Here is a 13,917-nt window from a genome sequence, read left to right on the forward strand (position 1 = left end):
AGGTTGTCGGTACGCCCGGCTAGCGTCGTTCGGGTGCGGCTACATTTCGATCCCGGCGACGACGATGCGTACGGCGCCACGCGTGATGCGCTGCTCGACGAGCTTGACCGCTGGCTGGATCGGCCTGAGCAAGAACGGGCCGGAGTGGTCACCGATGTCGATATTTTCTTGGATTGGCGCTATCGCGAATCCAACGGCGTTCTCGACGAATTCGCCCCCAGCGACGTGGCGGAGTTTCTGCTTCAGTGGTGCCCGCGCCGGTTCAAAGGGCATCCCAGTGGCGCCGCCTACCTGTGCAACGCGGTCGGCGTCTACGTCGACTTCATGGCGGCCACCGGACGCTTGGTGGGCGGAGTCGAACGCGCGACCCGGCTGAGGAAACTGGCGGCCGACCTCGCGCCCGCCTTGCACGCAGAATTGCGCAATCCCACGCCGGAGGTGGATGCGTTCAGCCCGGACGACGTCGACGAAAAGCTCCAGGCCGCGCTGGGCGAAATCGACGAAAAGTACGGCCGCGCCGTGGAAGAGGAGCCCGAGCCGTACGAGTTGCCGTTCGTGTACGTTCCGCCTCCGGCGTGCGACGTGGCGGCCGCCGCGGCCGACGCGCCGATGCTCGCGAAATTTGAGTCTCTGCGCGAGTACCTTGGCGCGGGCGGCAAGCAATTGACCGACAAGGGAAACCTCAAACGGGTCGACGGCCGCGCGCTGGTAGATCTCCTCGACACCGGTGATGACATGGACCCGCAGATCGGCGACAAGACATTCCGGACCTCGTCCACGGCGAATTTGCCGCGCCTGAATTTGATAGTCGACCTGGCCAGGGGCGCCGGCGCTGTACGCGTGCATCAGCGTCGTTTGGTTCCCGTCAAGGGGTGGGCCGCCCATACCGCCGTGCAGCGGGCGGGGGCGCTCTTCGCGGCGATCATCGAAGTCGGACCGCTGGAGTCGCTTTACTCCGGCCGCGTCTGGTTCCTTGACGAACTGCACGAGGTGCTCGACGACGGGATCGTGCACTGGCTGGCGCCGTTGCTTGCCGACGACACCACCGAGTTACCTTTCGAGTCTTTCCTGCAGTGGGCCGAATCGGTGGTAGCCCAGCGAATCACGCCTTTCGTGCCGGAACGTCAGGAGCATCTCGACGAATTCACGCAACGCTACATGGGCCGTATTTTCGAGGTCCTCGAGGAAGCCGGGATCGTGCGGTGGACCGATCGGATCGAGTTGCCGCAGACCTACGGACCCAGTGATTGGACCGGCGGCACAGTTGCGCTCACCGCCCTTGGCCGCCATGTACTTCCGAATTTTCTCGATGATGCCGGATACGTGCTGCGGCGCGTGGACAACGTCGCCGATGGCGATGGCGCGGATTTGATCGAAGCCCTGTTGTCGGTGCCGGAATCCCACCAGAATGCGCTCATCGCGGGTTGGCAGGCCGACCGTCCGGCCGCCGAGCGGGTGCAGATGCTCACCGAGGCAGTCGCGGCGACACCGGGCGCGGCCGGCCGCCTGATGGGATTCGTCGCCCTGAACGAGTTCGACATCGACGTGGCCGAACCCTTCGTTCGTCAGCTGCTGGACAGCCCGGTCGCCGGCCACGCCGCGCTCTGGCTGATCCAGCGGGACCGCGCCGACGCCGAGACGCTCGCGAGCTTTGTCGACGTTGCCGTGCTCGTCGACGTCCTTGCGGGGACCCTCGAATCGCCCGAGGAGCTGTGCGGCCTCTTCGCCGGTTTGTCCGACCCGTCCCAGTTGCTGGACGACATCTGGCGTCATCCGGCGCCGGAGACCGCGCTCGTCCTCGACGCGCTCGGCCGTCACCTGCCGGACCGAGCACTGGCCAAGGCCGCGCGCAAAGCGGCGGTGCGGCACCAGAGTTGGATGGCAAATCGCCTGTGATGCGGCGTCAGTCCAACTGGAGCGAGTAGCTGTTCGTCAGATCGTCCTGCGTGACATGCGCGGAACGGGTGCGGGTGTCCACCCGCAACTCCTCGGTCAGCACGCGCGGCTGATAGGCCCACCCGTGCGGCAGGTTGAGCCGGGCGGCCAAGCCGGGCAGGTCGGCGCGCGACAAGGTGGGGTCGGCGACCTGGCTCCAAGTCTGCATGACCCAGCGCTGCCCGCCGGGATCGAGGAGTTCGTAGACCTCTTCACCCGGGTTGAAGACGAAGACCGTGTGGCGGTTGACCTGATTGGCGGTATAGGGCGCGGGGTTCATCGACGACAACAGGACCGTGGCCTGCTGAATCATCTCGATCCCGCCGAAGGTCTTGGTGATACGCGGCCCTTGCCGTTGCTTCTCGATGGCGTTCATCAGCCAGTAGCGCGGACCGTTGAGCAGCGCCGTGGCCGCCCCGTGCTCCTTGGCGATGGCCTGGGCGTCGAGCTTCGACCACAGCTCGGCCGGACAGTCGTTGAGCGGGAAGCTGTTGTACACCGTGGCCTGCGGTCCCGCCTCCCCGGGGGTCACGAGAAGCACTTCGCCGTAACGCTTCCCGGATAGGTCGGTCATCCCGTGAAGCTAATCACCGTCGTCGGCGGCGTCAACAGCAAACGCGATCACCGATGACCAGCGGCGCCGGGGCGCCGACGCCCGGGAGAAGGTCAATTCCGCACCTCGCCTAGTCTTTGAAGCATGCAAAGGATTATCGGGACGGAGGTCGAATACGGCATTTCCTCGCCATCGGACCCGACGGCGAACCCGATCCTCACGTCGACGCAGGCGGTCTTGGCTTATGCGGCCGCGGCGGGCATTCAGCGCGCCAAGCGGACCCGGTGGGACTACGAGGTGGAATCGCCGCTGCGCGACGCGCGCGGGTTCGACCTGAGCCGCTCGGCCGGCCCGCCGCCGGTGGTCGACGCCGACGAGGTCGGCGCGGCCAACATGATCCTGACCAACGGGGCACGGCTCTACGTCGACCACGCGCACCCCGAATACTCCGCGCCCGAATGCACCGACCCGCTCGACGCCGTGATCTGGGACAAGGCCGGCGAGCGGGTGATGGAGGCCGCCGCCCGACACGTCGCCAGCGTGCCCGGGGCCGCGAAATTGCAGCTTTACAAGAACAACGTCGACGGCAAGGGCGCCTCCTACGGGTCGCACGAAAACTATCTGATGTCGCGGCAGACGCCGTTCTCGGCGATCATCGCCGGGCTGACCCCCTTCCTGGTATCGCGGCAGGTGGTCACCGGCTCGGGACGCGTGGGCATCGGGCCCTCCGGCGACGAGCCCGGCTTTCAGCTGTCGCAGCGCTCGGACTACATCGAGGTCGAGGTCGGCCTGGAGACCACCCTCAAGCGCGGCATCATCAACACCCGCGACGAGCCGCACGCCGACGCCGACCGGTACCGGCGCCTGCACGTCATCATCGGCGACGCCAACCTCGCCGAGACGTCGACCTATTTGAAGCTGGGCACCACGTCGCTGGTGCTGGACTTGATCGAAGAGGGCCCGGCGCACGGAATCGATTTGAGCGATCTGGCCCTGGCGCGGCCGGTGCACGCGGTCCACGCGATCAGCCGCGACCCGTCGCTGCGCGCCGCGGTGGCTCTGGCCGACGGTCGAGAGCTGACCGGGCTTGCGCTGCAACGGGTTTACCTCGATCGGGTGGCGAAGCTCGTCGACAGCCGCGACCCCGATCCGCGCGCGGCCGACATCGTCGAAACCTGGGCTCACGTGCTCGACCAACTCGAGCGCGATCCGATGGAATGCGCCGAGCTGCTGGACTGGCCCGCCAAGCTGCGTCTGCTCGAAGGGTTCCGGCAGCGGGAGAACCTGAGCTGGTCGGCGCCGCGGTTGCACCTGGTCGACCTGCAATACTCCGACGTCCGGCTGGACAAGGGTCTGTACAACCGGCTGGTCGCGCGGGGCTCGATGAAGCGCCTGGTGTCCGAGCACCAGGTGCTCGAAGCGGTGGACAGCCCGCCGACGGACACCCGCGCGTACTTCCGCGGTGAATGCCTTCGCCGGTTCGGCGCCGACATCGCCGCGGCCAGTTGGGACTCGGTGATCTTCGACCTGGGGGGCGATTCCCTGGTCCGCATTCCCACGCTGGAGCCGCTGCGGGGCAGCAAAGCGCACGTGGGAGCGCTGCTGGACTCGGTGCACAGCGCGGCGGAACTGGTCGAACAACTCACCAGCTAGCCGCCGGTTCGGCCGGGGAACGTCGGGGTTGACCGGTAGGGTAGGAAAGACCAACGGGCGGCGTGGCTGGACAATTGAAAGGCCATTCAACAAGCCCAGACAACGCAGGAGGCGGCGATGGCTCAGGAGCAGACCAAGCGTGGCGGTGGCGGCGACGAGGACGACTTCGCCGGCAGCACGGCCGCGGGCCAAGAGCGCCGGGAGAAGCTGGCCGAGGAGACTGACGATTTGCTCGACGAGATTGATGACGTTCTCGAGGAGAACGCCGAGGACTTCGTGCGGGCGTACGTCCAAAAGGGCGGCCAGTGACCTGGCAGTTCTCTGATCGCCTACCCATCAACTCCGCACTTCCGGGAAACCCCGCTGTAGACCTTTCCTCGTTCGCCGACTTCCTGCGCCGTCAGGCGCCGGAGTTGCTGCCGGCCTCCTTCGGGGCCGTCCAGTCGGAAAGCGCCGGGGCGCAGCTGCCCCACGGGACTACCATCGTCGCGCTGAAGTACCCCGGCGGTGTGGTGCTCGCCGGCGACCGGCGCTCGACGCAGGGCAACATGATCGCCGGTCGTGACGTCAAGAAGGTGTACATCACCGACGACTACACCGCGACCGGCATCGCCGGAACCGCCGCCATCGCCGTGGAGTTCGCCCGCCTTTACGCCGTGGAACTCGAGCACTACGAGAAACTCGAAGGCGTGCCGCTGACGTTCGCCGGCAAGGTGAACCGGCTGGCGATCATGGTGCGCGGCAACCTGGCCGCCGCCATGCAGGGGCTGGTCGCGTTGCCGCTGCTGGTGGGTTACGACATCGACGCGCCCGATCCGGAAGGCGCCGGCCGCATCGTGTCGTTCGACGCCGCCGGCGGCTGGAACCTGGAGGAGGAGGGCTACCAGTCGGTGGGCTCGGGCTCGATTTTCGCCAAGTCGTCGATGAAGAAGTTGTACTCGCAGGTCACCGACGCCGACTCCGCGGTGCGGGTCGCGATCGAGGCGCTCTACGATGCGGCCGACGACGACTCCGCGACCGGCGGGCCGGATCTGGTCCGCGGCATCTATCCCACGGCGGTCACCATCGGCGCCGAGGGGGCGCTGGAAGTGCCGGAGGGCCGCATCGCCGAGCTGGCTCGTGAGGTGATCCAAAGTCGTTCGCGCGCTGACACTTTCGGCCCCGATGGTGGTGAGAAGTGAGCTTCCCGTATTTCATCTCGCCCGAACAGGCGATGCGTGAGCGCAGCGAGCTCGCGCGCAAGGGCATCGCCCGGGGCAAGAGCGTGGTCGCCCTGGTCTATGCCGGCGGGGTGCTTTTCGTCGCGGAGAACCCGTCGCGGTCGCTGCAGAAGATCAGCGAGCTCTACGATCGGGTGGGCTTCGCCGCCGCCGGAAAGTTCAACGAATTCGACAATTTGCGCCGCGGCGGAATCCAATTCGCCGACACCCGCGGCTACGCCTACGACCGTCGCGACGTCACCGGCCGCCAGCTGGCCAACGTCTACGCGCAGACGCTGGGCACCATCTTCACCGAACAGGCCAAGCCCTACGAGGTGGAATTGTGCGTCGCCGAGGTGGCGCACTATGGGGAGTCGAAACCGCCTGAGTTGTACCGCATTACCTATGACGGGTCGATCGCCGACGAGCCGCATTTCGTGGTGATGGGTGGCACCACCGAGCCGATCACCACCGCGCTCAAGGACTCGTACGCCGAAAACGCCAACCTGCGCGAGGCCACGCGCATCGCCGTGAAAGCGTTGCGGGCCGGCAGCGAATCCTCCAACGGCGACCAGTCCACCCTGGACGTGGCCAGCCTGGAGGTCGCCATCTTGGACGTCAACCGCCCGCGGCGGGCGTTCCGGCGGATCAACCGCGCCACCCTGGAGAATTTGCTGCGCGAACTGGATTCGAACGGATCCTCCGACGGCGACGAGTCGGAGTCGAACGGCGGCTCGCCCGACTAGACCACCGTCGGGCATAGCGTCCGACGCGGTGGTGCTGGTGTGGCTGCCGGTGCTCAAGGTGCCGATGAGGCTCGCATCTCCCCGGGGTTGCGCCCCGGCCGCGTCATCGCCAGGTGGAGCGGCGCGGCCATAAAACCGGACCGCGCAAAACTTCGTCGATCGATACGCGCGGCTTGCTCACCGTCATGCTCGGACAACCAGTACGCTCGATTACGTGCAGCGACGAATCATGGGCATCGAGACCGAGTTCGGGGTCACCTGCACATTCCACGGCCATCGCCGGCTCAGCCCGGACGAGGTGGCCCGCTACCTGTTCCGGCGGGTCGTGTCGTGGGGGCGCAGCTCCAACGTCTTCCTGCGTAACGGCGCCCGCCTCTACCTCGACGTGGGCAGCCACCCCGAGTACGCCACCGCCGAGTGCGACAGCCTGGTGCAGCTGGTCACCCACGACCGCGCCGGGGAATGGGTGCTCGAAGACCTGCTCGTCGACGCCGAGCAGCGCCTCGCCGACGAGGGCATCGGCGGCGACATCTACCTGTTCAAGAACAACACCGATTCGGCGGGCAACTCCTACGGGTGCCACGAGAACTACCTGATCGTGCGGGCCGGCGAATTCTCCCGGATCTCCGACGTCCTGCTGCCGTTCCTGGTCACGCGCCAGCTGATCTGCGGGGCCGGCAAGGTGCTGCAGACCCCGAAGGCGGCGACGTTCTGCCTTTCCCAACGCGCCGAGCACATTTGGGAGGGCGTCTCGTCGGCCACCACCCGCAGCCGGCCGATCATCAACACCCGCGACGAGCCGCACGCCGACGCCGAGAAGTACCGGCGCCTGCACGTGATCGTCGGCGACTCCAACATGTGCGAAACCACCACCATGCTCAAGGTGGGCACCGCCGCGCTGGTGCTGGAGATGATCGAAGCGGGCGTGCCGTTCCGGGATTTCTCGCTGGACAACCCCATCCGCGCCATCCGCGAGGTCAGCCACGACATCACCGGCCGGCGGCCGGTGCGGCTGGCGGGCGGGCGTCAGGCCAGCGCCCTGGACATCCAGCGCGAGTACTACAGCCGCGCGGTCGAGCACCTGCAGACCCGCGAACCCAACGCCCAGATCGAGCAGATCGTCGACCTGTGGGGTCGCCAGCTCGACGCCGTCGAGAGCCAGGACTTCGCCAAGGTGGACACCGAGATCGACTGGGTGATCAAGCGCAAGCTGTTCCAGCGCTACCAGGACCGCTACAGCATGGAGCTGTCCGACCCGAAGATCGCCCAGCTCGACCTGGCCTACCACGACATCAAGCGCGGGCGCGGCGTCTTTGATCTGCTGCAGCGCAAGGGACTTGCGGCCCGCGTCACCACCGACGAGGACATCGCCGAGGCGGTCGACAATCCGCCGCAGACCACCCGGGCGCGGCTGCGTGGCGAGTTCATCAGCGCCGCCCAGGCCGCCGGCCGTGACTTCACCGTCGACTGGGTGCACCTCAAGCTCAACGACCAGGCGCAGCGGACCGTGCTGTGCAAGGACCCCTTCCGTGCGGTCGACGAGCGGGTCAAGCGGCTGATCGCCAGCATGTAGCCGCGCCGACGCGGTTGCGCGACGCGGTGCGCGGGTGGAAGCGCCGGGCGGCGACCATCGAATAATCTGGTGCCAATGGCGACGTCAAAAGTCGAACGGTTGGTGAACCTGGTCATCGCCCTGCTGTCCACCCGCGGGTACATCACGGCGGAAAAGATCAGGTCGAGCGTGGCGGGTTACTCGGAGAGCGCGAGCGCCGAGGCGTTCTCCCGCATGTTCGAGCGCGACAAGAACGAGCTGCGCGACCTCGGCATCCCGCTCGAGGTCGGCAGGGTGTCGGCGTGGGACGCATGCGAGGGCTACCGGATCAACCGCGACGCCTATTCGCTCGCGCCGGTCGACCTGACCCCGGACGAGGCGGCCGCGGTGGCCGTCGCGACCCAGCTGTGGGAGTCACCCGAACTCATCACCGCCACCCAGGGGGCGCTGCTCAAACTGCGCGCCGCCGGCGTCGACGTCGACCCCCTGGATGACGGGGCGCCGGTCGCCATCGCGTCGCCGGTCGGAGTGCCGGGCCTGCGTGGCTCGGAGGATGTTCTCGGAATCCTGTTGTCGGCCATCGATTCCCGACGGGCGGTCCAGTTTCCGCACCGGCCGTCGCGGGCCGAGCCCTACGCCACCCGCACCGTCGAGCCCTGGGGTGTCGTCACCGAGAAGGGCCGCTGGTATCTGGTGGGCCACGACCGCGACCGCGACGCCACCCGGACCTTCCGGCTCTCCCGGATCGGCCCCGATGTCACGCCGATCGGCCCGGCGGGCGCGGTCACCGTGCCGGAAGGCATAGACCTGCGCCGGATCGTGGCCCAGACGGTCACCGACGTTGCAGCGACACCGGCCGGCGGGCTGGCCCAGGTGTGGGTGGCCGCCGGGCGGGCCACCGCGCTGCGCCGGGCCGGCAGGCACGTCGGCGAACGGCGACTGGGTGAGCGCGACGGCGAGGTGATCGAGCTCGACATCCGATCCACCGACCAGCTCGCCCGTGACATCGCCGGCTACGGCGCCGACGCCCTGGTGCTCGAGCCCCAATCGCTGCGCGACGACGTGCTGGCCCGGTTGCGGGCGCATGCGGGCGTGTCCGCATGACCGCCATCTCCACCCGCCTGGTCCGGCTGCTGAACATGGTCCCGTACTTCCAGGCCAACCCGCGGGTCACCCGGGCCAAGGCCGCCGCCGACCTCGGGGTTTCGGCCAAGCAACTCGAAGAGGACCTCAACCAGCTCTGGATGTGCGGCCTTCCCGGCTACTTCCCGGGCGACCTCATCGATTTCCAGTTCTCCGGGGACACCATCGAGGTGACGTTCTCCGCCGGCATCGACCGACCGCTCAAGCTCACCTCACCGGAGGCCACCGGCCTGCTGGTGGCGCTGCGGGCGCTGGCCGACATCCCCGGCGTCGTCGACCCCGAAGCCGCGCGCAGTGCGATCGCCAAGATCGAGGACGCCGCCGGGGCCCTCGGCCACGACACCGCACCCGCTGCGACGGCCGTCGACGAGCCCGCGCCGGCGGAAAGCCGGGCCGCCGCCGCGGTGCGCGCCGCCGTGCAGTCGCGACACGCGCTGGCCATCGACTACTACTCCGCCTCGCACGACACCCTCACCAGCCGGGTCGTCGATCCCATCCGGGTGCTGCTGATCGGCGGCCACAGCTACCTGGAGGCCTGGTCGCGGGAGGCAGAAGGGGTCCGGCTGTTCCGCTTCGACCGCATCGTGGAGGCCAGCGAACTCGATGAGCCCGCAGCGCCGCCCGAGCCGGCGCTGCACGCGCCCCCCGACACCTCACTGTTCGACGGCGATCCCTCACTGCCGTTCGCCAAACTACGGGTCGCGCCCACGGCGTCCTGGATGTTCGAGTACTACCCGATGCGCGACGTGCGCGAGTTGCCCGACGGATCCTGCGAGGCGGTGATGACCTACGCCTCCGAGGACTGGATGACGCGGCTGGTGCTGGGCCTGGGGCCGGCCGTGCGGGTGCTGGCACCGGAGTCGCTGGCACAGCGGGTGCGGGACGCCGCGGCGGCCGCGGTGGCGTCGTATGACGCCCTGAGCTCATAAAAGTCCAGGCAACGTGGCCCCTCGGCGCGGCGCGGGCCCACCGCCACGCGGCGCTGCTGCGGTAGCATCGGGTCAACGTCTGGAGGTAATCAAAGTGGGCAGTCTGAGTCCGTGGCACTGGGCGATCCTCGCGGTCGTGGTGATCTTGCTGTTTGGTGCCAAGAAGCTCCCCGACGCGGCGCGTTCGTTGGGCAAGTCGATGCGGATCTTCAAGTCCGAGATCCGGGAAATGCAGAGCGAGAACAAGCCGGAGACCTCGGCTTTGGGGACCCAAAGCGACGCCCCCGCGGCGAACCCGACGCCCGTGCAGTCGCAGCGGGTCGACCCTCCGGCGCCCAGCGAGCAAGGGCACAGCGAAGCACGCCCGGCGTAGCCGCCGTCATCGTCGCGGTGCCCGAGCGCCCCTGACCGAGCCCTAGACGAGCATCGTGAAATCACTCAAGGTTTCAGCGCGCACTTCTGGCCTGCTGAAGCGCCTCAACCCACGCAACAGACGCAGTCGCACCAACCCGGACGCGACCATGTCGCTGGTCGACCACCTCACCGAACTGCGCAGGCGGCTGCTGATTTCCCTGGCGGCCATCGTGCTGACCACGATTTTCGGGTTCGTCTGGTACTCGCATCCGATCTTCGGGCTGGAAAGCCTCGGCGAGTGGCTGCGTCATCCCTACTGTTCGCTGCCGCAGTCGGCGCGCGCGGACATCAGCGCCAACGGGCAATGCCGGCTGCTGGCCACCGCGCCGTTCGACCAGTTCATGCTGCGGCTCAAGGTGGGACTGACCGCCGGGGTGGTACTGGCCTGCCCGGTCTGGTTCTACCAGCTGTGGGCGTTCATCACCCCCGGCCTCTATCAGAAGGAGCGCCGCTTCGCGATCGCGTTCGTGGTCCCGGCCGTGGTGCTGTTCGGCGCGGGTGCGGCGCTGGCCTACTTCGTGCTGTCCAAGGCCCTGGGCTTTTTGCTGACGGTCGGCAGCGACGTGCAGGTGACCGCCCTGTCCGGTGACCGCTATTTCGGGTTCCTGATCAATCTGCTGGTGGTGTTCGGCGTCAGCTTCGAATTCCCGCTGCTGATCGTCATGCTCAACACGGTCGGCCTGCTGACCTACCAGCGGCTCAAGTCGTGGCGGCGCGGCCTGATCTTCGCGATGTTCGTGTTCGCGGCGGTATTCACACCAGGCTCCGATCCGTTTTCGATGACCGCACTCGGCTTGGCGCTGTCCGTCCTCCTCGAGTTCGCCATCCAGATCGCCCGCCTCCACGACAAGCGCAAGGCCAAACGCGAAGCCCAGACGGAGATCCCCGACGACGAAGCATCGGTCATCGATCGGCCCACCGCGATACCGGAGCCGTCGGTCACCGCCGGGCAACACGACGATGTCACCTGAACCGTCGGCGCCCCATGAGGTGGCGGAGCTGGTCGAACTCACCCGATTCGCCATGGATCTGCCCTTCGCGCTCGACGGCTTTCAGCATCGGGCGTGTGTGGCGCTCGAACGCGGCCACGGCGTGCTGGTCTGCGCGCCGACCGGCGCCGGCAAGACCGTCGTCGGGGAATTCGCGGTACACCTGGCGCTGGCGGCCGGCGGCAAGTGCTTCTACACCACGCCGCTCAAAGCGCTGAGCAACCAGAAGCACACCGACCTGACGGCGCGCTACGGCCGCGACCGCATCGGCCTGCTCACCGGGGACATGTCGGTAAACGCCGATGCGCCCGTCGTGGTCATGACGACCGAGGTGCTGCGCAACATGCTCTACGCGGATTCGCCTGCGCTGCAGGGCCTTTCCTACGTGGTAATGGACGAAGTGCACTTCCTGGCCGACCGGATGCGGGGCCCGGTGTGGGAAGAGGTGATCCTGCACCTGCCGGACGAAGTCCGCGTGGTCAGCCTGTCGGCGACGGTGAGCAACGCCGAGGAGTTCGGCGGCTGGATCCAGACCGTGCGCGGCGATACGACGGTCGTCGTCGACGAACACCGGCCGGTGCCGCTCTGGCAACACGTGTTGGTGGGCAAGCGCCTTTTCGACCTCTTCGATTACCGGCATTCGGACACCCCCGAGCAGCCGGGCGCCCCGCGCGAGCCGCGCGTCAACCCGGATCTGTTGCGGCACATCACCCATCGCCGCGAGGCGGATCGGATGTCGGATTGGCAGCCGCGGCGAAGTGCCGGACGCGGGCGTCCGCCAGCGCGGTCGGGCCGGCCCCGGCTCTACCGCACGCCGGCGCGTCCGGACGTGATCGCGAGCCTGGATGCCGAAGGGCTGCTGCCGGCGATCACGTTCGTGTTCTCGCGGGCCGGCTGTGACGCCGCCGTCCAGCAATGCCTGCGTTCGCCCCTGCAGCTGACCACTCAGGAAGAGCGGGCGCAGATCGCGGAGGTGATCGAGCACCGCTGCGGCGATCTCGCCGACGCCGACCTGGCCGTGCTCGGCTACTACGAGTGGCGCGAGGGGCTGCTGCGCGGTTTGGCCGCCCACCACGCCGGCATGTTGCCCGCCTTCCGGCACACGGTCGAAGAGCTGTTCACCGCCGGGCTGGTGCGGGCCGTGTTCGCCACCGAGACATTGGCGCTGGGGATCAACATGCCCGCCCGCACCGTGGTGCTCGAGCGGCTGGTCAAGTTCAACGGCGAGCAGCACGTGGCGCTGACGCCGGGGGAGTACACCCAGTTGACCGGGCGCGCCGGGCGGCGCGGCATCGATGTCGAGGGCCACGCGGTGGTGCTCTGGAATCCCACCGAAGAAACCACCGAACCCTCCGCGGTCGCCGGGCTGGCCTCCACCCGCACCTTCCCGCTGCGCAGTTCGTTCGCCCCGTCGTACAACATGACGATCAACCTCGTGCAGCAGATGGGCCCCGAGCAAGCACATCGCTTGCTGGAGCAGTCATTTGCGCAGTATCAGGCCGACCGTTCCGTCGTCGGGCTGGTGCGCGGCATCGAGCGGGGCGACGCGATGCTGGGCGAGATCGCCGGCGAGCTGGGCGGCCCCAAGGCGCCGATCCTCGAGTACGCCCGGATGCGCGCGCGCATCTCCGAGATGGAGCGCGCCCAGTCGCGTGCCTCGCGATTGCAACGCCGGCAGGCGGCCACCGACGCGCTGGCCGCGCTGCGCCGGGGCGACATCATCAACATCGCCCACGGCCGGCGCGGTGGGCTGGCCGTGGTGCTGGAATCCGCCCGCGACAGCTCCGACCCGCGGCCGCTGGTGCTCACCGAAAATCGTTGGGCGGGAAGGATTTCCTCGGCCGACTATTCGGGCATGTCGGCGCCGGTCGGGTCGATGCCCCTGCCGAAGCGGGTCGAGCACCGGCAGCCGCGCGTCCGCCGCGATCTGGCGTCGGCGCTGCGGTCGGTCGCCGCCGGGCTGGCCATTCCGGCGAAGCGCCGCGGCCGCGGGGACGCCGACGGCGAATTTCATGACCCCGAGCTGGCGAAGCTGCGCGAACAGCTGCGGCGGCACCCGTCGCACAACACGCCCGGCCGGGAAGAACAGGTCCGCCAGGCCGAGCGCTACCTGCGGATCGAACGCGACAACGCGCAATTGGAGAAAAAGGTTGCGGCAGCGACCAATTCGCTGGCCCGGACCTTCGATCGGATCGTCGGGCTGCTCACCGAGCGTGGCTTCATCGAAGGCGGCGACGGCGATCCCCGGGTCACCGACGACGGGCGGCTGCTGGCGCGCATCTACAGCGAAAGCGATCTGCTGGTCGCCGAATGCCTGCGCACCGGCGCGTGGTCCGGTTTGAAGCCCGCCGAGCTGGCGGCGGTGGTCTCGTCGGTGCTGTACGAGAGCCGGGGCGGGGACGGGCCGGGCGCGGCATTTGCCGCCGACGCCCCCACGCAGCCACTACGCCAGGCGTTGCAGCAGACGTCGCGGCTGTCGATGGCGTTGCGCGCCGACGAGCAGACGCACCGGATCGCCCCGAGCCGCGAACCCGACGACGGCTTCGTCAACGTCATCTACCGTTGGGCCCGGACCGGTGATCTGGCCGCGGCGCTGGCGGCGGCCGACCCGGCGGGCAGCGGCTCGCCCCTGCTGGCGGGCGATTTCGTGCGCTGGTGCCGGCAGGCGCTTGACCTGCTGGACCAGGTGCGCAACGCCGCCCCGGACGCCGAGGTTCGGGCCACCGCGAAGCGGGCCATCAACGACATTCGGCGCGGCGTCGTTGCAGTTGACGCCGGGTAGGCTAGGCCGGAGCTACCGTTAA

Annotated in this window: 12 protein-coding genes; 11 read left to right on the forward strand and 1 reads right to left on the reverse strand. The window is 68.3% G+C overall.

The features are described from left to right. Positions 1-3: 3 nt before the first annotated feature. Positions 4-1,896, forward strand: coding sequence for a hypothetical protein (locus tag W7S_RS11585; RefSeq protein ID WP_238535842.1), 1,893 nt, complete (start codon positions 4-6; stop codon positions 1,894-1,896). A gap of 7 nt (positions 1,897-1,903) precedes the next feature. Here W7S_RS11585 and W7S_RS11590 read toward each other — a convergent pair whose 3' ends face one another. Then, positions 1,904-2,509 (reverse strand): hypothetical protein, encoded by a 606-nt coding sequence (locus W7S_RS11590; RefSeq protein ID WP_008256307.1) that lies wholly within the window; start codon positions 2,507-2,509, stop codon positions 1,904-1,906. A 123-nt stretch (positions 2,510-2,632) separates the two neighbouring features. Here W7S_RS11590 and dop point away from each other — a divergent pair, with 123 nt between their 5' ends. The 10 genes from dop (at position 2,633) to W7S_RS11640 (ending at position 13,895) form a co-directional block, all read left to right on the forward strand. After that, positions 2,633-4,141 carry a pup deamidase/depupylase gene (gene dop, locus W7S_RS11595; RefSeq protein ID WP_008256308.1) on the forward strand — a complete coding sequence of 503 codons (1,509 nt, stop codon included), beginning with the start codon at positions 2,633-2,635 and terminating at the stop codon, positions 4,139-4,141. Positions 4,142-4,258: 117 nt separating this feature from the next. Further along, complete coding sequence (locus tag W7S_RS11600) at positions 4,259-4,450, forward strand: ubiquitin-like protein Pup (protein ID WP_008256309.1); 192 nt, start codon at positions 4,259-4,261, stop codon at positions 4,448-4,450. After that, positions 4,447-5,322, forward strand: coding sequence for a proteasome subunit beta (gene prcB / locus W7S_RS11605; protein WP_008256310.1), 876 nt, complete (start codon positions 4,447-4,449; stop codon positions 5,320-5,322). Before W7S_RS11600 ends, prcB begins: the two co-directional genes overlap by 4 nt. Continuing rightward, positions 5,319-6,086, forward strand: a complete 768-nt coding sequence (gene prcA, locus W7S_RS11610) for a proteasome subunit alpha (RefSeq protein WP_008256312.1) — start codon at positions 5,319-5,321, stop codon at positions 6,084-6,086. Before prcB ends, prcA begins: the two co-directional genes overlap by 4 nt. Before the next feature lie 214 nt (positions 6,087-6,300). Further along, complete coding sequence (gene pafA, locus W7S_RS11615; RefSeq protein WP_008256314.1) at positions 6,301-7,659, forward strand: Pup--protein ligase; 1,359 nt, start codon at positions 6,301-6,303, stop codon at positions 7,657-7,659. A 75-nt stretch (positions 7,660-7,734) separates the two neighbouring features. After that, a complete protein-coding gene (locus W7S_RS11620; protein WP_008256316.1) occupies positions 7,735-8,742 on the forward strand; it encodes a YafY family protein in 1,008 nt (335 codons plus the stop codon). Then, a complete protein-coding gene (locus tag W7S_RS11625) occupies positions 8,739-9,710 on the forward strand; it encodes a YafY family protein (protein WP_008256317.1) in 972 nt (323 codons plus the stop codon). Before W7S_RS11620 ends, W7S_RS11625 begins: the two co-directional genes overlap by 4 nt. A 94-nt stretch (positions 9,711-9,804) precedes the next feature. Further along, positions 9,805-10,083, forward strand: a complete 279-nt coding sequence (gene tatA, locus W7S_RS11630; protein ID WP_008256319.1) for a Sec-independent protein translocase subunit TatA — start codon at positions 9,805-9,807, stop codon at positions 10,081-10,083. A 55-nt stretch (positions 10,084-10,138) separates the two neighbouring features. Further along, on the forward strand, positions 10,139-11,095 hold the full coding sequence (gene tatC, locus W7S_RS11635; RefSeq protein ID WP_008256322.1) for a twin-arginine translocase subunit TatC: 957 nt from the start codon (positions 10,139-10,141) through the stop codon (positions 11,093-11,095). A 19-nt stretch (positions 11,096-11,114) separates the two neighbouring features. Then, positions 11,115-13,895 (forward strand): RNA helicase, encoded by a 2,781-nt coding sequence (locus tag W7S_RS11640; protein WP_008256325.1) that lies wholly within the window; start codon positions 11,115-11,117, stop codon positions 13,893-13,895. The last annotated feature ends 22 nt before the right edge of the window (positions 13,896-13,917 follow it).

The organism is Mycobacterium sp. MOTT36Y (assembly GCF_000262165.1).
Taxonomy (GTDB): domain Bacteria; phylum Actinomycetota; class Actinomycetes; order Mycobacteriales; family Mycobacteriaceae; genus Mycobacterium; species Mycobacterium intracellulare.

What these genes read in the sequence shown, in the direction of transcription:
- W7S_RS11620 (WP_008256316.1), top strand. Translation starts at nt 7,735, where the DNA reads ATGGCGACGTCAAAAGTCGAACGGTTGGTGAACCTGGTCATCGCCCTG.
- W7S_RS11590 (WP_008256307.1), bottom strand. Translation starts at nt 2,509, where the DNA reads ATGACCGACCTATCCGGGAAGCGTTACGGCGAAGTGCTTCTCGTGACC.
- W7S_RS11600 (WP_008256309.1), top strand. Translation starts at nt 4,259, where the DNA reads ATGGCTCAGGAGCAGACCAAGCGTGGCGGTGGCGGCGACGAGGACGAC.
- dop (WP_008256308.1), top strand. Translation starts at nt 2,633, where the DNA reads ATGCAAAGGATTATCGGGACGGAGGTCGAATACGGCATTTCCTCGCCA.
- W7S_RS11625 (WP_008256317.1), top strand. Translation starts at nt 8,739, where the DNA reads ATGACCGCCATCTCCACCCGCCTGGTCCGGCTGCTGAACATGGTCCCG.